The sequence below is a fragment of the Actinomycetospora chlora genome, assembly GCF_039542135.1.
GTDB classification, from domain to species: domain Bacteria; phylum Actinomycetota; class Actinomycetes; order Mycobacteriales; family Pseudonocardiaceae; genus Actinomycetospora; species Actinomycetospora chlora.
The window spans coordinates 1-24561 of the sequence record NZ_BAABHO010000057.1 but is presented as its reverse complement, the minus strand read 5'-3'; the positions used below and the strand labels follow the sequence as shown (position 1 = coordinate 24561).

21 protein-coding genes are annotated in these 24561 nt (G+C 76.8%); 5 read left to right on the top strand and 16 right to left on the bottom strand.

Going from position 1 to position 24561, the window contains the following annotated elements; genetic code table 11:
• Positions 1–5: 5 nt before the first annotated feature.
• Entirely contained in the window at positions 6–1217 is a 1212-nt protein-coding gene (locus ABD994_RS26160; RefSeq protein WP_345422671.1) for an erythromycin esterase family protein, read from the bottom strand.
• Positions 1214–1915 carry a TetR/AcrR family transcriptional regulator gene (locus tag ABD994_RS26155; RefSeq protein WP_345422668.1) on the bottom strand — a complete coding sequence of 234 codons (702 nt, stop codon included), beginning with the start codon at positions 1913–1915 and terminating at the stop codon, positions 1214–1216. Before ABD994_RS26155 ends, ABD994_RS26160 begins: the two co-directional genes overlap by 4 nt.
• Positions 1916–1952: 37 nt before the next feature.
• Between ABD994_RS26155 and ABD994_RS26150 the strand changes: the two genes are divergently transcribed.
• On the top strand, positions 1953–2258 hold the full coding sequence (locus ABD994_RS26150) for a hypothetical protein (protein ID WP_345422665.1): 306 nt from the start codon (positions 1953–1955) through the stop codon (positions 2256–2258).
• A 3-nt stretch (positions 2259–2261) separates the two neighbouring features.
• On the opposite strand, the gene ABD994_RS26145 is transcribed toward ABD994_RS26150, so the two are convergent.
• The 10 genes from ABD994_RS26145 to ABD994_RS26100 are packed head-to-tail and all read right to left on the bottom strand — an operon-like array spanning position 2262 to position 13919.
• On the bottom strand, positions 2262–3431 hold the full coding sequence (locus tag ABD994_RS26145) for a glycosyltransferase family 4 protein (RefSeq protein ID WP_345422662.1): 1170 nt from the start codon (positions 3429–3431) through the stop codon (positions 2262–2264).
• Positions 3432–3433: 2 nt separating this feature from the next.
• Positions 3434–4831 (bottom strand): hypothetical protein, encoded by a 1398-nt coding sequence (locus ABD994_RS26140; protein WP_345422659.1) that lies wholly within the window; start codon positions 4829–4831, stop codon positions 3434–3436.
• Positions 4828–6435 (bottom strand): tyrosine-protein kinase domain-containing protein, encoded by a 1608-nt coding sequence (locus ABD994_RS26135; protein WP_345422656.1) that lies wholly within the window; start codon positions 6433–6435, stop codon positions 4828–4830. The genes ABD994_RS26140 and ABD994_RS26135 overlap by 4 nt, the downstream gene beginning before the upstream one ends.
• 40 nt (positions 6436–6475) lie before the next feature.
• Complete coding sequence (locus ABD994_RS26130; protein WP_345422653.1) at positions 6476–7228, bottom strand: hypothetical protein; 753 nt, start codon at positions 7226–7228, stop codon at positions 6476–6478.
• A complete protein-coding gene (locus tag ABD994_RS26125) occupies positions 7225–8505 on the bottom strand; it encodes an MATE family efflux transporter (protein WP_345422650.1) in 1281 nt (426 codons plus the stop codon). The genes ABD994_RS26130 and ABD994_RS26125 overlap by 4 nt, the downstream gene beginning before the upstream one ends.
• On the bottom strand, positions 8502–9197 hold the full coding sequence (locus tag ABD994_RS26120) for an acyltransferase (RefSeq protein ID WP_345422647.1): 696 nt from the start codon (positions 9195–9197) through the stop codon (positions 8502–8504). The genes ABD994_RS26125 and ABD994_RS26120 overlap by 4 nt, the downstream gene beginning before the upstream one ends.
• Positions 9194–9973, bottom strand: coding sequence for a class I SAM-dependent methyltransferase (locus tag ABD994_RS26115; RefSeq protein ID WP_345422643.1), 780 nt, complete (start codon positions 9971–9973; stop codon positions 9194–9196). The genes ABD994_RS26120 and ABD994_RS26115 overlap by 4 nt, the downstream gene beginning before the upstream one ends.
• Positions 9974–10002: 29 nt before the next feature.
• The gene (gene gmd / locus ABD994_RS26110) at positions 10003–11049 is read right to left on the bottom strand and encodes a GDP-mannose 4,6-dehydratase (protein WP_345422640.1); all 1047 of its coding nucleotides are present in this window, start codon (positions 11047–11049) and stop codon (positions 10003–10005) included.
• The gene (locus tag ABD994_RS26105; RefSeq protein WP_345422637.1) at positions 11046–12392 is read right to left on the bottom strand and encodes a glycosyltransferase family 4 protein; all 1347 of its coding nucleotides are present in this window, start codon (positions 12390–12392) and stop codon (positions 11046–11048) included. The genes gmd and ABD994_RS26105 overlap by 4 nt, the downstream gene beginning before the upstream one ends.
• Before the next feature lie 39 nt (positions 12393–12431).
• Positions 12432–13919 carry a sugar transferase gene (locus ABD994_RS26100; protein WP_345422634.1) on the bottom strand — a complete coding sequence of 496 codons (1488 nt, stop codon included), beginning with the start codon at positions 13917–13919 and terminating at the stop codon, positions 12432–12434.
• A gap of 412 nt (positions 13920–14331) precedes the next feature.
• Here ABD994_RS26100 and ABD994_RS26095 point away from each other — a divergent pair, with 412 nt between their 5' ends.
• From ABD994_RS26095 to ABD994_RS26085, 3 genes are read left to right on the top strand one after another with little or no spacing between them, the layout of a single operon-like run.
• Positions 14332–15531 carry an acyl-CoA dehydrogenase family protein gene (locus ABD994_RS26095; protein WP_345422631.1) on the top strand — a complete coding sequence of 400 codons (1200 nt, stop codon included), beginning with the start codon at positions 14332–14334 and terminating at the stop codon, positions 15529–15531.
• Positions 15528–16625 carry an acyl-CoA dehydrogenase family protein gene (locus ABD994_RS26090; RefSeq protein WP_345422628.1) on the top strand — a complete coding sequence of 366 codons (1098 nt, stop codon included), beginning with the start codon at positions 15528–15530 and terminating at the stop codon, positions 16623–16625. Before ABD994_RS26095 ends, ABD994_RS26090 begins: the two co-directional genes overlap by 4 nt.
• Before the next feature lie 32 nt (positions 16626–16657).
• Positions 16658–17704: an SEC-C domain-containing protein gene (locus ABD994_RS26085; RefSeq protein WP_345422625.1), complete on the top strand. Its 1047-nt coding sequence runs from the start codon at positions 16658–16660 to the stop codon at positions 17702–17704.
• A 12-nt stretch (positions 17705–17716) separates the two neighbouring features.
• Here the strand turns inward: ABD994_RS26085 and ABD994_RS26080 are convergent, their stop codons facing one another.
• The 3 genes from ABD994_RS26080 to ABD994_RS26070 form a co-directional block, all read right to left on the bottom strand.
• A complete protein-coding gene (locus ABD994_RS26080; RefSeq protein WP_345422621.1) occupies positions 17717–18544 on the bottom strand; it encodes an ABC transporter permease in 828 nt (275 codons plus the stop codon).
• Entirely contained in the window at positions 18504–19322 is an 819-nt protein-coding gene (locus ABD994_RS26075; protein WP_345422618.1) for an ABC transporter ATP-binding protein, read from the bottom strand. Before ABD994_RS26075 ends, ABD994_RS26080 begins: the two co-directional genes overlap by 41 nt.
• Positions 19323–19409: 87 nt before the next feature.
• Positions 19410–20783 (bottom strand): alpha/beta hydrolase, encoded by a 1374-nt coding sequence (locus tag ABD994_RS26070; protein ID WP_345422615.1) that lies wholly within the window; start codon positions 20781–20783, stop codon positions 19410–19412.
• 103 nt (positions 20784–20886) lie between these two features.
• Between ABD994_RS26070 and ABD994_RS26065 the strand changes: the two genes are divergently transcribed.
• Positions 20887–23139 carry an FUSC family protein gene (locus tag ABD994_RS26065; protein ID WP_345422612.1) on the top strand — a complete coding sequence of 751 codons (2253 nt, stop codon included), beginning with the start codon at positions 20887–20889 and terminating at the stop codon, positions 23137–23139.
• Between the two features lie 19 nt (positions 23140–23158).
• On the opposite strand, the gene ABD994_RS26060 is transcribed toward ABD994_RS26065, so the two are convergent.
• Positions 23159–24094, bottom strand: coding sequence for a hypothetical protein (locus ABD994_RS26060; RefSeq protein WP_345422609.1), 936 nt, complete (start codon positions 24092–24094; stop codon positions 23159–23161).
• Positions 24095–24561: the final 467 nt, after the last annotated feature.

Here is a 24561-nt window from a genome sequence, read left to right as displayed (position 1 = left end):
ACGGCTCAGCGCACCCAGCCCGGGTGGACCGTGCGCACCACGGCGAACCCGTCGAGCTCGGTGCCCGGCACGCACGGCACGACGGCGCCCACCGGGGAGCGCGGCGACACCTCGTCGCCCACCGACCGTCGCGTCGCCGGGGCGCCCGCCCAGGCCGTGACCGCCGCCGGCGTGGCGGGCGCCCGCGCGGCGCGCAGGTCGAGCACCGCGTCGCGGGGCGAGGCGGCGAGCAGCGCGGCCTCCAGCGACCCGGCGGGCGGTGCGGCGAAGCGCTGGCGCCGCGGCGTGCGGGTCGGCCCGAACACCGACCGGCGGCGCAGCGCCTGCGTCCCACCCGCACCCGCCGAGAGCACCAGCGCCCGGTAGCCGTCCCCGAGCCGCTCGCGCAGGTGCCCGCCGAGCGTGTCGTCCCGGACGACGACGTGGTCGGCGTGCGCCCACAGCACGAGGCGCTCGTCCGGCCCGCCCGCCTCGAGCGCCTCGACGACCGCCTGCGCCATGAGCCGCCCGGCGACCGCGCCGGCCGCGCCGGGCGGCGTCGCCGCGAGCTCCGCGGCCCGCGCGAGGTAACCCGCCTGGCGCACGGCCTCGGCGTGGCGCGCCGCGGAGGTGGCGGCGACGAGCGCCGGGTCGTCGACGTCGAGGCGCTCCCGCACCCGCGCGACGGCGGCGCGGGCGGCGTCGTCGCCGTACCCGAGCGCGAGGTCGGCGAGGGCGTCGGCCACCGGTGGCAGCGCGTCCGGCGCGGCCGTGCGCAGGAACCGGCCGACGACGCGCACCGCCGTCGCCGGGCGCCGCGGCTCGACCCCGACGACGCGCAGCGACCCGGAACCCGGTGCGAGCCCGGCCACGAGGTCGAGCACCTCCCGGGTGTTCCAGCTCCACGAGCCGAGCGCCTCGAGGGTGTCCCCGGCCGAGCCGGTGCCGTCGCGGACGTGGTCGTCGAGCAGCGTCGTGCCCGACTCGCTCGCCTGCAGCGCCAGCGTGTGTACCCCGCCGTCGGCCACGAGCGCGTCGAGCAGGCGCGTCACGAGCTGCGGCAGCTCCCGCGTGCCGACCACGGCCGGTCCCAGCGCCACGACCCGCGCGCCACGGGCCGCCCGGACCCAGGCGTCCACGCCGTCCTCGCCGGCCGGCTCGTCGTCGGGCACGGCCAGCGGGCGCGCGTGCTCCGCGAGCCAGCGCGTCACCTCGCCCGCGTCGGCAGCCCGGTTCACGCCGAGCACCCTGGCAGGTCGAGCCGGGCGAGCAGCAACCGCGTCCAGGCGTCCTCGATCCAGGCCGCGAAGCGCGCGGGGGTCCACCCGCGCTCCTCGACGAGCAGGACCCAGTACTCCGCGGCGTTCATGCTCCACAGCACGTCGGCGACCTCGTCGTCGGTGAGGTCGTCGCGCAGCTCGCCGGTGGCGCGGAGGTCGGCGGCGAACTCGCGCATGTTGCGGGCCCGCCGCTCGCTGATCTCGCGCCACAGCGACGCGGTCGTCGCGTCGCGGGCGGCGGCGTCGCGCAGCGCGAGGAACACCGGGGCGAGCCGCTGCTGGATGCCCGCGATCGCGCCGGCGTAGATCGCGATCTTCCCGCCGGCGGTGGTCGCCTCCCGGATGCGGCGCACGTAGTCGCGCTGCGCCGCCGGGACGGTCTCGTCGGTGCCCGACAGCGCGGTCTCCACCAGCTGGCGCAGGACCTCGGGCTTGCGCCCGACGGAGGCGTAGACGGTGTCGACCGCGACGTCGGCGCGGCGGGCGATCGCCGCGACCGTCGTCCCCGCGTAGCCCGCCTCGCCCAGGAGCTCGCGGGCGGCCGCCAGGACGGCGTGCCGCGTCGCCGCGGCCTGCGCCGCCCGGCGCGGCGACCGGTAGGGCCGGCTCCCGGCGTTGACGTCCTCCGGCATCGACCCTACCGTCTCCTCATTCATCCGAAACACCTTCGGATCAATGTAGCAGGAGGCCACCGTGGTCTACGCCTTCACCCAGGACGTGCCGATCGACGAGGCGCTGTACCGGAGGATCATGGAGCAGCTCGGGCCGGAGCCGCTGGCGGGCCAGGTGCTCCACCTGTGCGTGCGCCGGCCCGACGGCGGCCTGCGCTACATCGACGTGTGGGAGTCGGAGGAGGCGTGCGCCCGCGCCTTCGACGAACGCATCCACCCGGCCGTCGACGCCGCGTTCGGCGGCACCCGGCCCGGGACGGAGCCCCGCGTCGACCGCCTCGAGGTCATCGACGCGCAGGGGGCGCTGCTGCACGCCGCGGGGAGCTGACGATCACGCCGCCAGGGGCTCCGCCGGGACCGTGGGCCGGGCGGCGGTGCCGCCGTAGACGGCGGTGATCGCCTCGCACCAGGTGGGCGCGGTGAAGCGCGCCCGGAACACCTCCCCCGCGCGGCGGCGCAGCGCCGCCCCGCCGGCGGTGATCGTCGCGATCGCCGCGCGCAGCTCGTCCCCGGTCGGCGACGAGCCGGTCACGACGCCGACGTCGTGCTCGGCGACGTCGTCGGCGGCGCTGTTGCCCGCGACCGCGAGCACCGGCAGGCCCGCGGCGAGCGCCTCGAGGTAGACCGTCGGCAGGCCCTCGAACCAGCGCGACGAGATCACCAGCCCGGCGTACCCGGGCATCGCGGCGCGCAGGGCGGCGTTGTCCAGCCCGCCCAGCAGGCGCACCCCGACCGGGGCGGCCTCCTCGATCGCGCCGCGCAGCTCGCCCTCGCCGACGATGTCGAGCCCGACCCCGGCGGGCCAGGAGCGGACGAGCTCGAGCACGCCCTTCTCCGGGGTGAGCCGGGCGACGAGCAGGAAGCGGTCACCGGCACTCCCGGCCGTCGCGGGAGGCAGGTCGGCCACGAAGTTGGGCACGACGTGCAGGTGCTCGTCGGGGACCCCCGCGTCCGCGTAGGTGCGGCGGGCCCGTTCGGAGAGCACGACGACCTCGTCGGCGCGGGCGAGCAGCGGGTCGCCGACCACGCCGTGGCGTCCCCGCCAGGCCAGCGGCAGCGACGCGACGCGCGAGCCGTGGAAGCAGCCGTGGCGCACCGCGGCCCACCGGTCGCCCGACGGGCACGCCGTGCAGGGAGCGCCGTCGCGGAACAGGTAGCCGTTCGCACACATCGGCCGGAAGTTGTGCAGCGTGGCGACGACGCGGCCGGGCCAGTCCCGCAGCCAGGCGGTGCCGAAGTTCGGGAACAGGTTGTGCACGTGGACCACGTCGGGGCGGAACGCGGCGAGCTCGGCGGTCGGGTCCGGCCCGACGCCCGTCGCCGTGGTCAGGGCCGCCTCGACGGGGTACGACGCGCGGCGCAGGCGCTCGTCGGTGTAGCGGGCGACGAGCGCGACCTCGTGGCCCGCGGCGCGCAGGGCCTCGACCTGGGCGAGGACGACCTGGTTCTCCCCGCTGGGCACACGGCTGGAGTAGAAGCTGTGGACGACGGCGATGCGCATGGTCAGGCCCTTCTCGGGAGGCGCAGGGAGACCGCCCGCAGGGCGTCGACCGCCCGGACGGCGAGGAGCACGGCGGCGGCGTAGATCAGCATCCGGACGCCGGAGCGGAGGTTGTACTGGAGCATCAGGATCGTGAAGACCAGCGGCAGCGCGGTGAGCACCAGCGCGACGCCGCGGCGGCCCGCGTCGAGCAGCACCCCGATGCGGTGGTCGACGACGCCGAGGAACCCCCCGACGACGAACCAGAACCCGACGAGGACGCCCCAGCCGTAGTTGGCGAGCTCGCCGGCGCCGGAGAACGGCGTGTCGAGGTTGATCCGCAGGCTGTCGGAGACGTCGTACCAGCCGATCATCGACCCGGGCAGCGGGTTGACCTGCAGGAAGAAATAGTCCAGCGGCAGCGGGGCGACCTGGAACGCCGTGGCGCCCACCAGCGGGAACGAGATGAGCAGGTTGTCCGCCGCGCCGCCGAGGAGGTCGCCCTGCGCGACGATGTCGGGCAGCGCCGCGGCGTAGGGCAGCAGGCCGTGGGCACCGATGCCGCGGACGTACAGCGGGATCGGCAGCAGCACCAGGGCCGCGACCAGCGCGGCGACCAGGCCGATCCGGGTGGCCCGCGACGGCCGCGCGACGTGCGCGCCCACGGCCATCAGCAGCGGCAGCAGCGCGAGCCGGCGGCTGCCGAGCGCGAAGAACAGGACGAGGTAACCGGCGGCGAGCGTGATCGGCAGCAGCAGCCGCGCGCCCCGCTCCGACCCGAGCACCAGGCCGCAGCCGACGGCGCCGGCGAGCCCGAGCATGGAGATGACGCCGCCGGCCGAGCCCGCGTCGCCGATGAGGTAGGTGCTGCGCTCCACCAGGTCGGGACCCTGGACGGCCACCGTCGCCAGGAGCGGCAGCGCGGAGACCCCGAGCACGACCAGCCGCGTCGCGGGGTCGGCCTCGAAGCCGGCGTCGGGCAGGAGGGTGCGGGACGCGTCCCGCCGGGCCCGGGCGCTGCCCGCTCGGCGCCGGCTCCGCTCCGCTCCGTGTCGCAGCACGGTGAGCGCCACCGCGCCCCCGATCAGCAGCGTCGTCGCCGACACCGCGAGCAGCAGGGCCGTGCGCAGGGTCTCGGCGTCGGTCAGCGCGAGCCGGGCGCTGACGCCGCCGTCGTCGCCGACGCTGCGCCCGAAGGCCGCGCCGAGACCGGCGGTCAGGAGCAGCGCCAGCGCCACGAGCAGCAGCGGCGACACCCAGCCGTCGAGGAAGCGGCGGCGCACGACGACCGCGACGGCCAGCGGCGTCCCGAGCAGCGCGATCCACAGCAGCGCGTCGCCGGCGTGCACGGCCGCGAGCGTCAGCGCGACCGTGGCGACGGCGCCGGCGCCGTACAGCGCGGTGCGGGCAGCGGTCGTCACGACGTCTCCAGGGCGGGCGGCGTGGTGGGCCGCACCGACGAGAGCGCGCCGGTCGCGCGCGTGCGCCACGTGCCCGTGCTCTCCCGGCGGTGCGCGCCGCCGGAGCGCCGCGCCTCGACCACCGGCTGCAGGGTCCGCGGCGGCGCCGTCGCGGCCCGCGGGGCGAGGGGCACGATCCGCCCCGCCGGCGTGGGGGCCGGGGCGCGATGGCCGCCCGTGCCGCCACCACCCGTCCCGGTGGGCGACCGGTAGGACCCGTAGTAGCTCCCGTACCCGTCGCCGCCGCTGCGCGGCACCTGGGTGACGACGGTGCCGACGAGGTGCGCGCCGGCGGTCGCGAGCGTCGCGACGGCCTGGCGCACCGACCCGGTCGAGGTGGCGCCGTGGCGGGCCAGCAGCACCACCGCGTCGCAGCGGTGCGAGAGCACCGCGCCGTCGGTGACCGGCAGCAGCGGCGCCGAGTCGACGATCACCCAGTCGTAGCGAGCGCGCAGCTCGTCGAGCGTGGCGCCGAGGCGTCGGGACTCGAGCAGTTCGCTCGGGTTGGGCGGCACCGGCCCGGCGACGACGACGTCGAGCCGCCCGGCGCGCTGCACGACCTGGCCCACCGGGGTGCCGGTGCCCAGCACGGTGGTGAGCCCCACCGCGGGCTCGAGCCCGAACACGGTGGCCAGGACGGGCCGGCGCAGGTCGGCCTCGAGCAGCAGCACGCGGGCGCCGAGGTCGGCGAGGCTCAGCGCGACGTTCGCCGCGGTCGTGCTCTTGCCCTCGCCGGGCACCGCACTGGTGATCATGACGACGGCCGCGCCGTCCTCGCGGTCGACGGTGACGAAGCCGAGGTTGCTGCGCAGCTTGCGGTAGGCCTCCGATGCGCTCGAGGCCGGCCGCTCGGCCACCGCCAGCGGACGGGCGCCGGCCTGCGGGTCCAGCTCCACCTGGCCGAGGTCCGGGACGCCGGCGAGCTCGGCGAGGGCGGCGGCGCTCGTGACGGTGGTGTCCATGGCCGCCCGGGCCACGGCCACCGCGGCGCCGACCAGCAGGCCGGCGAGCAGGCCGACGACGACGTCGAGGACCGGGCGCGGCGAGACCGGCGTCGCGTCGGGCTGGGCGGGCAGGGCGGTGCGCACCGAGACGACCGGGGTGGCGCTCGGGTCGGTCGTGCCGTCGGCGGCCCGCTCCATCCCCGAGACGACGCCGGACAGGACGTCGCCGTAGGTGGTGGCGATGAGCGCCGCGCGCTCCGGGGAGCGGTCGGTGGCGACGACGAGCAGCAGCGTCGTCTCGGGCTGGTTGGTGATGCTGACCGCGGACGACATCTGCTGCGCCGTCGCACCGCCCCCGACGCGCTGCGCGACCTGCTCGGCGACGCGGTCGCTCGCGAGGATCTCGCGGTAGGACTTCACGCGCTCCTGCGAGAGCAGGCTGCCGTTGTAGGCGTTGGTGGCGTTGTCGGTGCCGGCGCTCGCGACGTAGAGCGTCGCCGTCGACCGGTACTGGTGCGGGCTCAGGACGGCCACGGCGACGCCGGCGAGGACCCCGATGAGGGCGAAGACCACCAGGGTCGACCAGCGCGAACGGATCGCGCGGAGGTGGCTGACGATCACGGGATGTCCTCTCGGGTGGGGGTGGCCGGGGGCGGGCCGCTCACGCGGCCCAGGTCTCGTACAGGCGGACGGCCGCGCCGCCGGGAGCGTGGCGGTAGGACTCCCAGCAGGCGACGGGCGCCGGCAGCGCGGGGACGCGGTCGTCGCGCACCGTCGTGGTGGTGCCGTCGGGCAGGGCGATCTCGGCGCGGTCGCCGGCGAGGGTGACGTCGACCCTCAGCGCGGAGCCGTCGGTCGGCAGCGGCCGGTCGAAGGCGCCGGTGGCGAGCTCGACGAGCTCGTTCTCCACGGCGATCGAGTGGATCCAGCGTCGCGGGGTGACCACGAGGTGCACCGGCGCCTCGATCACGCCCGGCCCGTCCGGCGGCAGCGCGCCGCGCCACGCGGCCAGGCAGAGCGAGCCGTCGTCGGACGTGCCCGGGCCGGGGACGAAGGCGAACCGCGCCCCGACCCGGTGGACCGCGGTGCCGAGGTCCTGGTTGACGTAGGACGCGGCCCGCTGGTCGCCGAGCTCGGCGTCGAGGGCGCCGCCGCGGACCACGGGCCCGCCGACCGGCCCTGCGGCGCGGAGCACGAACGGCACGCCTTCGTCCCCGCGCGCCGGCATCGGGCCGTCGGCGTGGTCGCGCCACACCGTGCGCACCCGCGGCGCCGGCGGCGGGGAGAGCGGCGGGGAGAGCGGGGCCGTGCGCTCGCCGGCGCCCGCGGCCAGCCCGTAGGCGACCGCGCCCCCGGCGAGGAGCACGGCGGCGCCCCCGCCGAGGAAGGCGCGACGCGAGACCGGGGTGCTCACGCCGCCTCCAGCGCGACCGGGGCCGCGACCCGCGGCGTCGCGGCGCGGTGGCCGGCGTCGGCGTGCCGGGCGCGGGGCGAGGCGACGAGCAGGACCAGGTCGACGACCAGCGCCGCGCCGGCCAGCCCCCAGGCCAGGGCGACGACGCCGCCGAGGCCCATGCCCGCGGAGGCGGCGCCGACCAGCACCGTCGACCCCAGCACCTGCAGGCCGAAGAGCGAGCGCGCGCGGTGGAAGCCGCGCAGCTGCGCGTGGAACGGTACGCCGAGCACGTAGAGCGCCGACTGCAGCGCGATCGGGACGACGAGCGCGGCGAAGGCCGTGTACTGCGGGAACAGCAGGCCGAGCAGGACGTCGCGCAGCGGGATGACCGCCAGCACCGCGACGGCCAGGGCGCCCGCGCCGAGGAACGCCAGGCGCCGGGCGTGCCGGGCCGCGTCGACGTCCCGGCGGGCGACCGCGCCCGCGACCAGCGGGGTGACGAGCACGAGCAGCGCGGCCGCGACCGTCGCCGTCGGCTGGAAGACCAGCAGCTGGACCGCCCGCAGACCCGCGGCGTCGGCGGGGGCGAGCAGGATCCCGGCGAGCACGAGCACCGCGTAGATCTCGCACTGGCCCAGCACCGAGGTGAGCACGAACCAGCCCGACAGCGAGCGGGTGCGCCGGGCCCACGCCCGGGGGCAGCAGGGGCGCAGCGAGCCGCCGCCGACCGCCGCCGCGACCAGCAGCCCGGCCAGGGCACCGACGCCCCACGACGTCGCGAGGCCCCCCACGCTGAAACCGGTGCCACTGACACCCGGGACACCGAACGCGAGCAGGCCGAGCACGACGACCTGGGCGCCCGCCCAGGCCCCGTCCGCGGCGAGCGCCCGGCCCGGCGTGCCCTGGCTGAGGAAGACGAACCGCCGCGCGTCCTGCATCAGCGCGACCGGCACCCACGGCGCGAGCCACAGCAGGCCCGACAGGGTGTGGTGGCCGATCGCGCCGCCGGCCAGGCAGACCGCCGAGCCGGCGATCCCGAGCACGAGGGCGGCCCCCGTGGAGGACCGGACGATCGCGGGGCGCTCCGCTGCCGGGACGGTCGGCAGGTAGGCGAGCAGGACCTCGCCGATGACCGCCCGCCCGAGGGCGAGCACGACGGTGACGACCGCGTAGGACACGACGAACGTCGCGAACTCGGTGGGCGCGAGCGCCCAGGACGCGACGAAGGCGGTGAGGAAGTTGGTGCCCGAGGAGAGCAGCTGGTCGGCGACCCCGAGCACCGGCCGGCGGTTCACCTGATGTCCGCGACGGCGCGGTGGAAGAAGGCCAGCTGGGGCGAGAGGCTGCGCTTGGCGACGGCGGGGACGCCCTCGTAGAGCGTGTGCCCCTCGGCCAGCGGGCCCTTGACCACCGAGCCGGCCGACACCACGGCGTTGTCCGGCACGACGGCCCCGGGCAGGAGCACCGAGCTCGTCGAGACCAGCGCGTGGTCGCCGACGATCACGGGCTTCGCGACCTGCTTGAGCCGCACGATGTCGACCGTGTGCGTCATGACCTGGGAGCCGAAGCCCGCGAGTCCCGAGTAGGCGCCGATCTCGACGAGGTCGCAGCAGTCGACCATGTGCAGGCAGCTGATCAGCGCCGCGCGCTTGAGCCGCAGCACCGGCCGGCGCAGGGGCTGCTCCGCGAAGTAGTGCTTGTCGCGGCGCACCGCGTTGACCCACACCAGCGGGCCGATGACCGCCTCCTCGGCGAGGTCGACCTCCTCGCAGCCGCGGATCACCGAGCAGCTGGCGATGGCGGCGTGCGGGCCGAGGACGAGCCGGTCGACGTCGACGAGGCTGCGCCCGATCCGGGCGGTCGAGTGGATGTCGGCGCCGAGCAGGCGGTTGTGCACCCACCGGCGGGCGCCGTGCGGGAGCAGCACCGCGGCGGCGGCCGCGATCAGGCGTGGCTTCCGGCCCCGCAGTCGCATCCGCAGCCTCATGCCGCCACCCCCGCCCCGGCCGCGCCACCGGCGACCATCCACGGCCGCGGGGCCGCGAGGTCCTTGCGGATGGTGAAGCCGAAGATGTTGCCCTGGCGGCGGGCGACGGCGTTCAGGCCGAGGTTCACGGCGCCGACGAGCGCGGCGCGGCCGGAGGCGTCGTCGCCCAGCAGCGAGCGCATGCTGCTGGTCAGGGCGCGATCGGTGCCGATGAGCCACCGGGAGTGGAACTCCACGGGGACGTCGCGGCCCGGGTCGAACGACCGGACGGTCTTGGTGACCTCGCGGCGCGTCCAGCGGTAGACGTGGTTCGGGACGCCCGTGCCGTCGACGCCGCCGGACACCCCGCCGCCGTCGGCGACGGCCTCGAGCTCGTAGGAGTTGGCGAGGCCCAGCCGCGCGGCGACGCGCATGAGCGGCGAGTCCTGGTTCTCGACCGCGACCACCGTCTTGGCCGCGATCCGGTACATCTCGTGCAGCGCCTCGTGCGGGCGGCTGCAGTGGTGCAGACCGGCGTGGCCGATGACGTGGTCGTAGCCGCGGTCCGGGACGTCCATGTGGTGGGCGTCGGCGGTGCGGGCCTCGGGCAGCCGGCTGGACGCCGACGTCGGGGCCAGGTTGGTGAAGGTGCAGCGGGTCAGCCCGAGACGCCGGGTGACGTCGCGGTCGAACTCCCCGGCGAACTGCACGAGGACGCGGTCGTGGCGGTGGATGACCTCGCGGTCCATGAGGTCGGCGAGGATCTGCTCGTAGGTGCCGGCGCCGTTCTCGGCCATGGCGGTGTCCTTCTGCTCCGGGGGGGGTTCTAGCTGGCGAGGGCGGGGCGCTCGAAGCCGAGCACCGGCAGCGGCGTGACGGTTGCGGTCGGCCCCTCGATGGCGACGAGCTCGGCGTCGACCATCACGCGGGCGAGCTCGGGGGTGTACGTGCGCGGCGTCCAACCCAGGACGTCGCGGGCCTTGGTGGCGTCGCCGATGAGGGCGTCGACCTCGCTGGGCCGCAGGTAGCGCTCGTCGAAGCGGACGTGGTCGGTCCAGTCGAGCCCGGCGTGGTCGAAGCAGAGCCGGACGAAGTCGCCGACGGTGTACGCGGTGCCGGTGGCCAGCACGTAGTCGCTCGGGGCGTCCGCCTGCAACATGCGCCACATGCCCTCGACGTACTCGGGCGCGAAGCCCCAGTCGCGGACCGCGTCGAGGTTGCCCAGGTAGAGGTGCTGCTCGAGGCCGGTGGCGATGCGCGCCGCGGCGCGGGCGATCTTGCGGGTCACGAACGTCTCGCCGCGGCGCGGGGACTCGTGGTTGAACAGGATCCCGTTCACCGCGTACATGCCGTAGGCCTCGCGGTAGTTCCGCGCCGCCCAGTAGCCGTAGACCTTCGCCGCGCCGTAGGGCGAGCGCGGGTGGAACGGCGTCGACTCGTCCTGCGGCGGCGGTGTCGCGCCGAACATCTCCGAGCTCGACGCCTGGTAGAAGCGGGTGTCCAGGCCGATCATGCGGATCGCCTCGAGCAGCCGGATCGTGCCCAGCCCCGTGGTGTCGCCGGTGAACTCCGGCTCGTCGAAGCTCACGCGGACGTGCGACTGCGCGCCCAGGTGGTAGACCTCGTCGGGCCGGATGCGCGAGAGCAGCGTGACCAGCCGCGACGAGTCGGTGAGGTCGCCGTAGTGCAGGAACAGGCGGACGCCCTTCTCGTCCGCCTCGTGCGGGTCGACGTAGAGGTGGTCCAGCCGGCCGGTCGAGAACGACGACGAGCGCCGCAGCAGACCGTGCACCTCGTAGCCCTTGGCCAGCAGCAGCTCGGCGAGGTACGAGCCGTCCTGGCCGGTGATGCCGGTGATGAAGGCGGTCTTCACGAGATCTCCTGGGGGGTGAGGGTGAGGACGTCGGCGTCGACGGGCTCGGTGTGCGGGGTGGTGCGCCGCGAGGCCAGGTCCCGCACCCACGCCCCGTAGCGGGCGTGCGCCGCGGCGGCGCCGTAGGTGCGGGTGGCGTAGTGCCGCGCGGAGGCGGCGTGGCGGGCCGCGGCGTCGGGGTCGGCGACGAGCGCGAGCGCGGCGTCGACGAGGGCGGCGGGGTCGCCGGCGGGGACGATCGGGCCGGCGCCGGCGGCGCGGACCTCCCGGGCGGCCGCCGAGAGGTCGTTCGTCGCGGCGAGCACGGGCCGGCCGGCGGCGAAGTAGCTGGTCAGCTTGCTGGGCGCGCACATCTCGGCGACCTCGGGCCGCTCGTGCAGCAGCAGCACGTCGGCGGCCGCGAGGGCGGTGCGGAAGGCGTCGGTGGGCAGCGGGTCGACGACGGTGAACCGCTCGACCCCGCGGGCCGCCGCGACCAGGCGCGCCCGCTGGTTGCCGTCGCCCAGCAGCACGAAGCGCAGCGGCAGGCCGCGCTCGTCGGCGAGCCGGGCGGCGTCGACGACGCCGTCGAGGCCCTGCTTGGCGCCGATGTTGCCGGCGTGCAGCACCACGGCCTCGCCCTGCGGCCAGCCGAGGGCGCGGCGGGCCGCGGTGATCGTGGTCGGGGTGACGTCGGCGGTCGGCTCGTCCTCGAGGTGGGTCCAGTTCCGGATCGTCGTGACGCTCTCGGCCGGCAGGCCCGTGCGCAGCAGCGCGTCGCGCAGGACGTCGTGCACGGCGACGATCCCGTCGGCGCCGGCGAGCAGGCCGTGCTCGAGACGGGCGACCGCGCCCGCGCCCCGGCCGCCGAGCGCGCCGGCCTCGGCCACCGCGGCGCCGTAGAGGTCCTGGACGACGACGCCGACCGGGCAGCCCCGACCCCACGTGCGGGCGACCCAGCGGGCCGCGCCGACGCTCAGCAGCGCCGGGCTGACCGCGATCACGACGTCCGGGCGGGGCCCGCGGACCACCGCCGCGCGGGCGGCGAACACCGCCTCCATCCCGATGCGCGACGCGCCGGTGGGGCGGGCGGGGACGGGGTGCGGGACGCGGGTGACGCGCACCGCGCCGTCGGTCTCGCGGCGGGCCCGGCGGCCGCGGTAGCCGTCCTGCACCCGCCACTGCGGGTAGTGCGGCATCCCGGTGATGACGTGCACGCGGTGGCCGTCGTCGGCCAGCATGCGGGCGAGGCCCGTGGTGTAGGGCGCGATGCCCGTGGTCTCGGGCGCGTGGTTGAGCCCGATGAGCAGGACGTCCAGCGAGGCCGGCACGGGCTCGGCGGACTCGAGCGGAGCAGCGGACACGATCTTCTCCCCCTGGGGTGGACGAGGCGGTTCGGCCGGTCAGTACGCGCCGCGGGCGCCGACGACGGCGGTGACGGTGCGGGCGAGGATCAGCAGGTCGAGTCCGGGCGACCAGTTCTCGACGTAGCGCAGGTCGAGGCGGACGGTGTCCTCCCACGAGAGGTCCGAGCGCCCGCTGACCTGCCAGAGCCCGGTGAGCCCCGGGCGCACGAGCAGGCGGCGTCGGGCGTCCTCGGCGTAGGTGCCGACCTCCTCGGGCAGCGGCGGGCGCGGGCCCACCAGCGACATCGAGCCGCCGAGCACGTTCAGCAGCTGCGGGAGCTCGTCGAGCGACCAGCGCCGCAGCACGCGGCCGATCGGCGTCACGCGCGGGTCGTCGTGGAGCTTGAACAGCGGGCCGGCGCCGTCGTGGTCGCCGGCGGGGCGCAGGCGCTCCGCGCCGACGACCATCGAGCGGAACTTGACCATCGCGAACGGGCGGCCGTCGCGGCCGACGCGGACCTGGCGGTAGAACACGGGCCCGCCGTCCCGGCGGACGAGCAGGGCGACGACGGCGAAGACGGGTGCGAGCACGATTAGCGCGAGCGCGGCGACGACGCGGTCGACCACCGCCTTCGCGGCGTGCGGGCCGCCCCGGAACGACGGCGGCCGCAGGCGCAGCAGCGGCAGCCCGTCGACCGGGGTGACGTGCAGGCGCGGCCCGGCGATCTCCATGAGGCCCGGGTCCACGACGAGGTCGACGTCGAGGCCCTCCAGGCGCCAGGCCAGCTCGTGCAGGCGGCGCGGGGTCCAGCCGGGCGAGGGCGCGACGGCGACGACCTCGGCGCCCGTGCGGCGCACCTCCGATGCGACGGCGTCGAGGTCGCCGACGACGGGCACGCCCGCGATCTCGCTCGTGCGGCCCTCGCCGCCGCCGGTGGCCGTGCAGGCGGCGACGACCGTCCAGCCGTGGCCGGGGACGCGGCGGGTGCGGGCGACGAGGTCGGCGACCGCGGCGGGCGCACCGACGGCGAGCACCGGGGCGGTCCAGCGGCCCCGCCGCCGGGCACGGGCGACGACGGCCCGCAGGGCGAGGCGTCCGAGCGCGGCCGCGACACCGGCGGCGGGCACGACGAGCAGCGCCCAGGCGTGGCCGACCGGGTCGGCGGCGGTGAGCACCAGCGCGAGCAGGGCGACCGCGACGGTCGCCGCCACGGTGCCGCGGGCCAGGCGGGCGAACTCGGCGCCGCCGGTCCCGATGGCCGCGGGGTCCCAGGCCCGGGCGACCGCCAGGCCGCCGAGCTCTGCGACCACGGTCGCGCCGGCGAGGACCAGCGTCGTGGGGGTGGGTCCGGTGAGCGCGAGCGCGGCCGCGCCCACCGCGGCGACCGCGGCGACGTCCAGGGCGACGGCGCGGCACCGCAGCACCGTGCGGTGGCGGCGGACCCCGGTGGGGGCCGACGTGACGCCCGGGGCGACCGTCAGGTGCGGCCGCGCCGCCCCTGCCGGCCGGGATCCCCCGACCTCGACCCTCGCCTCGCTGCTCATCGAGCCCCTCCTCGCTCCGGGTGATCTCCGGACGTGACCTTCTGGAGCTCGCATCGGGCGATCAGGGGAGGGCGCTACAGCCGGTTGCCGTAACTGGTTGCGCACAACGACGTGTAGCTGCGGCCGTTCGGGGTAACAGAGCGGCGACGCGCCGACACGATCCGGCACATCCGCACCGACCAGGGCCGTACCGACGGCGGTGGCCGGTGATCGTGTCGCGGGACGGCCGCTGCTTCACCCGATCCGGTCGTCGGCGCCGCGACGGCGTCATGGCCGCGCCCGGACACGGAGCGTCGTACCGACCGGTAACCAGAGTCGTGATCGTGATCGAGGAAACACCCGGCCGGGTGACCGGGACACGGGGGCGCGCCCGCGCTCGACAGCGGCGGTGCTGCGGACGGAGGGTGCAGGGGTGACGTCTACCGATGCCCCGCCGGACGCGGCGACGCTCGCCGACCGCGTCGAGCAGTTCCTCGCCGAGCACGACCCGGAGACCAGCGAGCCCGCCGAGTTCCTGCGCGCACGCTTCGCCGCGGGCCTGGCGTGGGTCCACTACCCCGCGGGCCTGGGCGGGCTCGGCGCCGCGAACGGTCTGCAGACCGCCGTCGACGCGGCGTTCGCGGAGGCGGGCGCGCCGGAGAACCGGCCACGGCTCAACGTCATCGGGCTCGGCATGGCCGCGCCGACGATCCTGCGCTTCGGCACCGACGCCCAGCACCAGCGGTGGCTGCCGTCGCTCTGGACCGGCGAGGACATCTGGTGCCAGCTGTTCAGCGAGCCCGGCGCCGGCTCGGACCTCGCGGGCCTCGCCACCTCCGCCGTCCGCGACGGGGACGACTGGGTGGTCAACGGCCAGAAGGTGTGGACGTCGATGGCCCACCACGCGCGGTGGGGCATCCTCGTCGCGCGCACCGACCCCCAGGCACCGAAGCACCGCGGGCTGTCCTACTTCGTGGTCGACATGCACGCCCCCGGCGTCGAGGTGCGCGGGCTGCGCCAGATCACCGGCGAGGCCGAGTTCAACGAGGTCTTCCTGACCGACGTGCGCATCCCCGACGACCAGCGCCTCGGCGAGGTCGGCCAGGGCTGGGCGGTCGCGCAGTACACGCTGATGAACGAGCGGGTCGCCATCGGCGGCGGGACGGTGCCGCGCGAGAGCGGCGCGGTCGGCCCGCTGGCGACGCGGTGGCGGGAGCACCCCGAGGCGCACACCCCGGGCCTGCACGACCGGATGCTGCGGCTGTGGGTGCAGACCGAGGCGGCGCGCCTGACCGCCGAGCGCCTCGGGCAGCAGCAGGCCGCCGGCCAGCCCGGCCCCGAGGGGTCCGGCGTGAAGATCACCTACGCGCGCCTCAACCAGGAGTGCAGCTCGCTCGAGCTCGAGCTGCGCGGCGAGGACGGCCTGCGCTACCCCGACTACAGCGAGCGCCGCCCCGAGGTCGAGGACTACGCGAGCCGCGACGCGCAGTGGCGCTACCTGCGGTTCCGCGCCAACTCGATCGAGGGCGGTACCTCGGAGATCCTCCGCAACGTCGTCGCCGAGCGCGTGCTCGGCCTGCCCGCCGAGGCCCGCGCCGACAAGGACGTGCCGTGGAAGGACCTGCCCCGATGACCGTGACCACTCCCGAGACCGGCGACCTCCTCTACTCCGACGTCGAGGAGGACCTGCGCGCCAGCGTCCGCGCGCTGGTCGAGAAGCAGGCCCCGTGGGACGCGGTGCTCCGGCGCACGGACACCGACGACTCCGTCGACACCGAGCTCTGGGCGCGGCTCACCCGGGAGATCGGCGTCGCCGGGCTCGCCGTGCCCGAGGAGCGCGGCGGCGCCGGGGCGTCGTGGCGCGAGGCCGCCGTCGTCGCCGAGGAGCTCGGCCGCGCGGTCGCCCCGGTGCCGTTCCTCGGCACCGTCGTCGCCACCGCCGTGCTGCTGGGCACCGGGGAGGACGAGCTGCTCGCCGCGGTCGCGGCCGGCGAGCGCACCGCCGTCCTCGCCGTCGGCGCCACCCGCGGCGCCGGGCGCCCGCTGCCCGTGACCGTCGAGCGCCAGGGCGCGGGCGACCTCCTGGCGGGCGCCGTCACCGCCGTGGTCGACGCCGTGACCGCCGACGTGCTGCTGGTCCCCGTCGAGGGCGGGATCGCGGTCGTCGAGGCCGACGGGGACGGCGTCACGCGCACCACCGTCGAGTCCTTCGACATGACCCGCCGGCTCACCGACATCGCGTTCGACGGCGCGCCTGCGCGGGTGGTGACCGGCGGCGACACGGGCAAGGCCCTCCGGGTCGGGGCGGCGATCCTGGCCTCGGAGCAGCTCGGCCTGGCCGAGCGATGCCTCGCCGACACCGTCGCCTACCTGCGCGAGCGCCACCAGTTCGGTCGCCAGCTGGCCTCCTACCAGGCGCTCAAGCACCGGCTGGCCGACCTGTGGGTGGCGATCACGCAGGCCCGCGCGACGGCCCGCTACGCGGCGCGCTGCGCGGCCGACGACACCGCGGACCTGCCGGTGGCGGCGGCCGTCGCGGCGGCCCACGGCGCCGACGTCGCCCTGCTCGCGGCCGAGGAGGCGCTGCAGCTGCACGGCGGCATCGGGTTCACGTGGGAGCACCCGGCGCACCTGTTCCTCAAGCGCGCCCGCGCCGACGCGCTGCTGCTGGGGTCGGCCGACCACCACCGCAGCGTGCTGGCCGACCTGGTCGACCTGCCGGCCTGAGCCGCGTCGGGAGTGGGGCCTACGGTGCGCCGGTGGCCCCGCTTCTGACGACCGACGACCTCGACGCCCTCGGCGCCGACGCCCTCGCGGTGCGCGACCCCCGGCCGATCGCGCGCCGCATCGTCGCCGCGGTCGACGAGGGCGGGCTCGCGGACCCCGAGGACGCGGGCTACGCCCTGAGCCTCGCGGGCGACCTCGTCGAGCGCGCCGGCGACCACGACGAGGCGCTCGCGCTGTCGGCCCGCTCGGTCGAGGCCGGCGCCGGGACCGACGACGCCACCTGGCTGCACGCGATGCACGCCGACCGCCTGCTGCGGGCCGGGCGCGAGGACGAGGGCCTGGCCGCCCTGACGACGCTGCGCCCGGCCCTGCACCGCGACGCCGCGGCCGTGCTGCCCATCACCGACGCGCTGCGGGAGAACGGGCACGCCGAGCTGGCCGAGCAGTGGCTCACCGCCGCCCTGCTCACCGCGGTCGAGCGCGAGGAGCGCCTGCCCGAGGGCTCGGAGGAGCAGCTCGACGCCGGGGACGTCGTCGACGAGCTGATGGTGTACCGACGGCACGTCCGCGCCGACCTCGGCCGCGAGCCCGACGAGTACGACCGGCTCGCCGAGGAGGCGGACGCGGCCCCGGACCTGGTGTTCTTCCCGCAGGCGGAGCTCGCGCGGCTCCTCGACGCGCAGCCGGAGGCGGCCGGCGAGTACGGCGCCGACTGGGACGCCCACCGCGCGCTGGTGGAGCGCGAGCTGCAGGAGGCCGCGGCCGAGGGCGAGGTGCTCGAGGTCGAGGTGGCGACCCCGGCGCTCGTGACGGCGATGATCGACGACAGCCCCACGTCTCCGGCAGCCGACCCGGTCGGCGAGCTGCTCGCCTGGCCGCCCGGGCGCAACGACCCGTGCTGGTGCGGCTCGGGCGCCAAGTACAAGAAGTGCTGCCTGCCCCGCGCCCGCGAGCAGGCACCCGCGCCCGCGCCCGCGCCCGCCCCGCCACCCGTCCCCGCGCCCGACCCCGCACCGGCGCCGGCCTCCAGCGAGCGCGTCATCAAGCGCGGCGCCGGCTCCCGCGGCCGCGCACGCTGACGGGCGGGGTGATCAGCCCCGGGCCAGCCGCGGCAGGATCGCCGAGGCGATGGTGATCATCGCCGCGGCCGCCACGGCGAGCACGAGGAAGTCGAGGCCCAGCCGGGCCGGGGTGCCGATGAGCAGGCCGCGCAGGGCGTCGACCTCGTAGCTCAGCGGGTTCACGTACGTGATCCACTGCAGCCAGGTGGGCATGATCGCCACCGGGTAGAGCGCGTTCGACGCGAAGAACAGCGGCATGGTGATGGCCTGCCCGATGCCCATCAGCCGGTCGCGCTTGAGCACGAGGCCCGCGAGCGTGATCGAGAAGCAGCAGAAGAAGGCCGACCCGAGCACGACCGCGGCCGCCGCCCCCAGCAGCTTGAGCGGGTTCGCCGTCATCCCGACGCCCAGCAGCAGGGCGATGACGACCACCACCAGCGCCTGCACCAGCGCCCGCAGCCCCGCCGCGAACGCCTTCGACGCCACGAGTGCGCTCCGCGGCGTGGGCGTGACCAGCAGCTTCGCGAGCACCCCGGCGTCGCGCTCCCAGATGACCTGGATGCCGTAGAAGATCGCGATGAACAGCGCGGACTGCGCGAGGATCCCGGGCGCGAGGAAGTCCAGGTAGGGCGTCGACCCGGTCGGGATCGCGTGGATGCGGCTGAACGTCGTCCCGAACACCACCAGCCACAGCGCGGGCTGCACGGTGCGGGTGACGAGCTCGGTGCGGTCGTGGCGCAGCTTCTGCAGCTCGACCAGGCACATCGCCCCGATCCGCCGGGCCAGCAGGGCCAGCTCGGCGAGCGGGGAGGTGCGCTCAGCCGACGCGTCGGGCGGTGCGGCGGGCAGCACGGACATCGCGCAGGGTCCCTTCCTCGGTGGCGCTCCCGGGCGTGAGCGTGTCGCCGGTGTGGTGGCGGAAGACGTCGTCGAGGGTCGCCTCGGCACCGAGGGCGGCGGTGAGCTCGGCCGGCGTGCCCTCGGCGCGCTTGCGCCCGCGGTGCAGCAGCGCCACGCGGTCGCAGTGCAGCTCGGCCTCCTCCATCGCGTGGGTGGTGACGAGCACCGTCATGCCGGTCTCGGCGCGCACCTCGTGGATGCGGTCCCACACCCCGGCGCGGGCGACGGGGTCGAGGCCGACGGTCGGCTCGTCGAGCACGAGCACCCGCGGGGCGCTGACCAGCGCCTGGGCCAGCTCGAGGCGCCGGACCATGCCGCCCGAGAACGTCGACACGGTGCGGTCGGCCGCCTCGGTGAGGCCCATCGCCGCGAGCACGCCCGCGACGGCGTCGGCCCGTCCGCGGCGGGGGACGTCGAAGAGCCGCGCGAAGAGCGCGACGTTCTCCCGGCCGGTGAGCGAGGCGTCGGCGGAGAGCTGCTGGGGGACGTAGCCCAGGAGCCGCCGCACCTGCCGCTGGTGGCGGGCGACGTCGAGCCCCGCCACCTCGACGGTGCCCGGCGGGGCGGGCAGCAGCGTGGTGATGACGCGGATGGTCGTCGTCTTGCCCGCCCCGTTGGGCCCGAGCAGGCCGAAGACCTCCCCGGGCGCGAGGGCGAGGTCCAGCCCGTCCACCGCGACGTGGTCGCCGAACGCGTAGCGCAGCCCCCGCGTGACGACGGGTGTCACCTCGGCCATGTCCTCATCGTCGTCCCGCGTCCCGGCGCCCGCGAGCGCACCTTTCCTCGCAGGCCGGGTGATGGACGCCGAACGGGCGCGAGACGGTCACGCCGCGGCCGCCGATCCGGGGGCCTCCAGGCGGCCGGCGAGCCACGGGAGGGCGTCGGCGAAGGCCGAGGACGCGAACGGCCAGCTGTGCCGGCCGGGCCGGGTGTCGACGGTGCACGCGATCCCCCTCGTCCGTGCCTGCGCGCAGAGGGCCCGGGCCTCGGGCAGCTCCTGGCCGGTCGCGCCGCCCCCGCCCCGCCCGCCCAGGCCCGCCGCCGGGTCGGCGGCCGGAGGCGCGCCGGGGCGGGCGGGGCCGTGCCGGGTCGGGCCGTCGGACGAGTCGACGAACCGGCCGGCGGTGTCGGCGTAGGGCGCATGGCCGGCGAGCACGGTGGCCGGGTCGAACCGTGCCCATGCCGCGGCGTCGCCGCCGTAGAGCCGGTCGATCGTCTGGTCCCTCGTCCCCACCTCGGGCCCGGCGTCGCCGGCGATGTCGACGAAGCTGTCGACGAGCTCCGGGTGCATCACCGCGAGGTCCACGGCGCACGTCCCGCCCATCGACCAGCCCACGACCCCCCACTGCCGGGGGTCGCTCGACGCCCCGAACCGCTGCTCGACGAAGGGCACGACGTCCCTCGTGAGGTGGTCGGCCGCCGCGCCGCGCGGCCCGTCGACGCACTCGGTGTCGTTGTTGAACGTCCCGCCGGCGTCGACGAACACCAGGATCGGCGCGACGCCGCCGTGCGCGGCGGCGTACCCGTCGGCGACCGGGATCGCGTCGCCGATCCGCGCCCAGTCGGCGGGGGTGTTGAACTCGCCGCCGATCATCACGACCACCGGTAACGGTGTCGTGCCGGTGAACCACGCGGGCGGCAGCCAGACGTCCTCGTCGCGGTGGGGGAACCCGCTGGCCGCCGACGGGATGCTGACCTCGACCAGGTGCCCGGTGGCCTGCGGGTGCCCGCGCAGCGCGGCGAGCTGCCCGGGCGCGACCTGGTCGGGCAGCGGCCCGGCCGTGGCCGCGCTCCAGCCCTGGGCCACCGTCGGGACGTAGCCCACCCACTGGTTGAGCACCACCCCGACGGCGAGCAGGCAGAGCGGCACGGCGAGCACCGCGAGCGTCCGGCGCCACCAGCGCGCGCCCGGCCAGCCCGCGACGACGAGCACGGCCGCGGCGACCGTCAGCCCGACCCACACCCACAGCAGGAGCGGCGCCGGGTCGGAGGCGAGGCCGCTGTCCCGGAAGGACCACCAGGCCGCGACGGCGCCCGCGGCCCCGAGGGCGAGCACGACCGGCAGGCGCCGGCGCCGGAACGGGGCGGTGCGCCACCCGACCGCGAGCAGCAGCACCAGCAGCACGAGCGCCTGCACGGTCCAGGGGAGCCAGCCGGACAGCAGCGACGGGCTGTGGGAGTACGCACGGGGCGGCACGGCACCACGGTGGCCCGTGGCCTGCTGCGCACCGTGTGTGCTCGCGGCCCCACCGGCTGTGCGGGAGCTGTGAGTCCGCCGACCGGCACGGCACACTCGAGCGGTGGCCGATCGGAGCGTGGTGCGCTGGCTCGTCCGCCGCGACCCCGGCCTCGGCGCGACCCACCGCGCGCTGCGCGTCGCCGTCGTCGCCACCGCCGCGTTCATGCTCTGCCGCTACGCCCTCGGCAGCACCACGGCCGCGACGTACGCGGCCTTCGGCGCGATCGGGTTCGGCGTGCTCTCCCAGGTGGTCGGCACGGGACGGCAGCGCACGCGGACCCTCGTCGCCTGCTTCCTCTCCGGCTCGGTGCTGATCACGGCGGGGACGCTGCTGGCCGGCAGCACCGCCGCGGCGACGGTCGGGATGCTCGTCGTCGGGGTCGTGGTGGCCTTCCTGCCGATCGGCGGGCCGCGCCCGGCCGGGGTCGCCAACGGGCTGCAGCTGCTCTACATCCTCCCGTCGTTCCCGCCGTTCGCCCCCGAGACGCTGGGCATGCGCGTGCTCGGCCTGGCGGTCGGGATGGGCTTCCTCGCGCTCGCCGACCGCGTGCTGTGGCCGCCGCGCCCGGTCGCGAGCTACGCGTGCCGCGCCGCCGGCGCGGCACGGGCGCTGGCCGACCTGCTCGACGCCCTGACCACGGCCACCCGCGCCGGCGCCACCTCCGGCGACGGGCTCGCCGGCGCGCGGACGGCCGCCGCGCACGCCGGCGGGCGGTTGAAGCTGCAGGTCACACCGTGGGAGGTGCGGCCGACCGGCCCGGCGCGCGGCGACCGGGGGCGCGCGCACCTGGGCCCCGCGATGCGCTCGGTGCAGGGCCGCGTCGAGGCCCTGCTCGCGACCTGCACCCCCGCGGACGGCATCCTCGCCGACGCGGTCGAGGCAGGGATCGCCGCCGCGGGCGGGCTGCGCCGCACCGCCGACGCGCTGCGCCACGGCGCGGCCCGGGACGCGCTGCCGGCGGCCGTCGCGGAGCTCGACGCCGCCCGCGTCGCCTACACCGACAAGCGGCTCGTGGCCGTCACCACCCTCGAGGGCGCCGATGCCGTCGCGCACGCCCGGTGGGCGGTGGCCGTGACGCAGGTGCTCTCCTCGGCGCGGGTCGCCGTGCAGGCCGCCGTCATCGTCACCGACCCCCACCGGCGCACCCCCCAGGACATCGGCTGGTGGGCGGGTGCGCCCACCGGCCTGCTGTGGTGGCGGCGGATCCGGGCGCACCTGTCGCCGCGCTCGGTCTACCTCCAGAACGCCGTGCGGCTCGGGGTCGGGCTCGCGCTCGCGCGGCTGGTGGCCGGCGAGCTCGACCTCTCCCACGGGCTGTGGGTACTGCTCGCGACACTGACGCTCATGCGGACGTCGGTGACGTCCACGCGCGCCACGCTCCTGCCCGCGATCGTCGGCACGACGGCCGGCGCCGTCGTCGCCGCCGGGCTGCTGGAGGTGGTCGGGCAGCACACGCTGGTGTACGCGCTGCTCTTCCCCGTGCTCTGCGTCGCCGCCGTCCTCGCCGGCCAGCTGATCGGCATGATCGCCGCGCAGGCGTGCTTCACCGTCCTGGTGGCGGCGCTGTTCGCGCAGCTCGCGCCGGCCGGCCCGTCCCTCGCCGGGGTGCGGCTGCTCGACGTCCTGGTGGGCGCCGTCGTCGGGATCGCGGTGGGCGCGGCCGTGTGGCCCGCGGGCGGGCACGGGGAGCTGCGGCGCGCCGCCGCCCGCTCGCTGCGGGCCCTCGCCGACCTCGTCCGCGCGACCGCGGCGTGGATCGCGGGCACCGGCAGCCGCGACGACCTCGCCGCGCACCTGTGGACCAGCGACCACGTGCTGCTCTTCTTCGAGGCCGACTTCCTGCAGTACCGCGCCGAGCGCCGCCGGCGCCACGAGGACGACGTCGACTGGTTCACCGTGCTGGCCGTCGTGCACCGCACGATGCGCACCACGCGCGCCGCCCTCGACGAGCCCGCGGCGCGCGAGCTGGGCGCGATCCCCTGGCCGGCGCTCACCGCTCAGCTCGACCGCGACGCGCGCGACCTCGCCGAGGGCTACGCGGCCGTCGCCCGGTGCCTCTCGGAGGGCCGCACACCGCACGTGGTGCTCGGCGTGCCCGCGGACTTCGTCGACCGGGCGCTGCGCGCGATCGCCGAGGTCCCCGGGCGCCACGAGCACCCGCGCGCCGTCCTGCGGCTCGTCGACGCGTGGGGCCGGCTGGGCTGGGCGGCCGAGGACCTCGCGGCGCTCGGTGTCGTGCTCGCCCCGGTGGCGGTGCCCCGCGGACGCGCCTGGGCGGGGCACCCGGCGGCGCGCCGGCGCCAGCCGGCCTGAGCCCCGCCCGTCCCGCGGCTCAGCCGGTCCCGCGCTCCCCCGCCGCCGCGCGGTCGTCCTCGCTCTCGAGGCGGGCGCGGCGCTGCTGCTCGCGCGTGCTGTAGGCGGCGGCGCGGACGTCCTCGGGCGCGGTGAGGCCCGACCCGAGCGCGCCGGCGACGATGCCCATCGACGTCGCCATCGACGCCACCGCCAGGTACGCCGCCGGCCCGGCCGGGTGGCCGAGCGTCGCCGCCAGCGTCACCGGCGGGATCACCACGGCCGCGGCGGCCCCGGTGAGCACGAGGAGCAGGGCGTAGCAGCACACGACGCCGAGGACGATCGTCGCCGTCGTGGCCGCGTTGTAGAGGTGGACCTCGGCCCGCAGACGGCGCGAGCGCGGGCGCTCCCACAGGTGGTTGTCGGCGATCAGCCACGTGCTCATCGCCGCCACCGCGAGCACGGCGATGAGCAGCAGCCGCGGCGTGCCGGCCTCGCCGGCCAGCGACCAGATGTTCGAGTAGAAGATCCCGAACGCGGCACCGGCCGCCGCGGCGGCGAGCGCCGTCGAGAGGCTGGGCACGAGGCGCCACGGCCGGTTGCTGCGCACCATCCCGGCGAGCAGGCGCAGGCGCCCGCGGGCGCCGGTCAGCGCGAGGTGGCTGTCGATCCCCTCGTGCTCCGAGGCGATGCGGCAGATCGGCGGGGCGAGCACCCCGCGACGCGGCCCGGCGGCCGGGGCCTCCCCCGGCTCGGCGAGCCCGTGCGCGAGGAGGTCGACGACGGCGGCGCGCAGTCGCCGGCGCAGGGCGAGGGCGCCGAGGGCGGGCACCGAGACGAGCCCGACGCCGTCGTCGGACCCGAAGTCGGACACCAGCGGCTCGGTGCCGGCCCGGCGAGGCAGGTCGGTGACGATGACGACGACGTCCCAGCCGTGCTCGCGCTGCTGCTCGCAGCCCGTCCGCAGCATCGGCATGAGGCCCTCGGCGTCGAGGCCGACCGGGCCCTCGGCGGTCTCGACCCGCCACGTGCGGCCGGGCAGCCGTGGCGAGGAGCTCGGGGAGGTCGCTCGCCACCTGCTCCGCGAGCTTGGTGGGGAGCCCGGGGTCGGCGAGCAGGCCGACCGTGCGGACGTTCTCGGGGGTCTGGATGTCGGAGCCCTCGTGCTGTCGAGGGACCGTGGAGGTCATGCGGGGCAGCTCCTGCCGGGTACAGCGGAGAGCGCGCACGACGGCGAGCCCGCGGGTCACGCGGGTGGGGCCTCGGCCGTCGGGTCGTTCTCGGGGTGGTGATGACGTCCCGCCACCATCTCGACGGGCCGAGGGGGACGCTGGAGGTCCCGGTCTCGGGGCGGGGCGTGCCCGCCACGGACGACGTTCACACGTCGGCACCGACCGGTGCGGGATGTCGTCCGCCGGGTCGTGGGTGCTGCTGGGGGTCGAT

Coding starts and splice junctions, on each gene's coding strand:
- ABD994_RS26060 (WP_345422609.1), bottom strand. CDS start 24,094: ATGCCGATGCTGCGGACGGGCTGCGAGCAGCAGCGCGAGCACGGCTGG.
- ABD994_RS26120 (WP_345422647.1), bottom strand. CDS start 9,197: ATGAGGCTGCGGATGCGACTGCGGGGCCGGAAGCCACGCCTGATCGCG.
- ABD994_RS26075 (WP_345422618.1), bottom strand. CDS start 19,322: ATGGCCGAGGTGACACCCGTCGTCACGCGGGGGCTGCGCTACGCGTTC.
- ABD994_RS26115 (WP_345422643.1), bottom strand. CDS start 9,973: ATGGCCGAGAACGGCGCCGGCACCTACGAGCAGATCCTCGCCGACCTC.
- ABD994_RS26090 (WP_345422628.1), top strand. CDS start 15,528: ATGACCGTGACCACTCCCGAGACCGGCGACCTCCTCTACTCCGACGTC.
- ABD994_RS26100 (WP_345422634.1), bottom strand. CDS start 13,919: ATGAGCAGCGAGGCGAGGGTCGAGGTCGGGGGATCCCGGCCGGCAGGG.
- ABD994_RS26155 (WP_345422668.1), bottom strand. CDS start 1,915: ATGAATGAGGAGACGGTAGGGTCGATGCCGGAGGACGTCAACGCCGGG.
- ABD994_RS26080 (WP_345422621.1), bottom strand. CDS start 18,544: ATGTCCGTGCTGCCCGCCGCACCGCCCGACGCGTCGGCTGAGCGCACC.
- ABD994_RS26145 (WP_345422662.1), bottom strand. CDS start 3,431: ATGCGCATCGCCGTCGTCCACAGCTTCTACTCCAGCCGTGTGCCCAGC.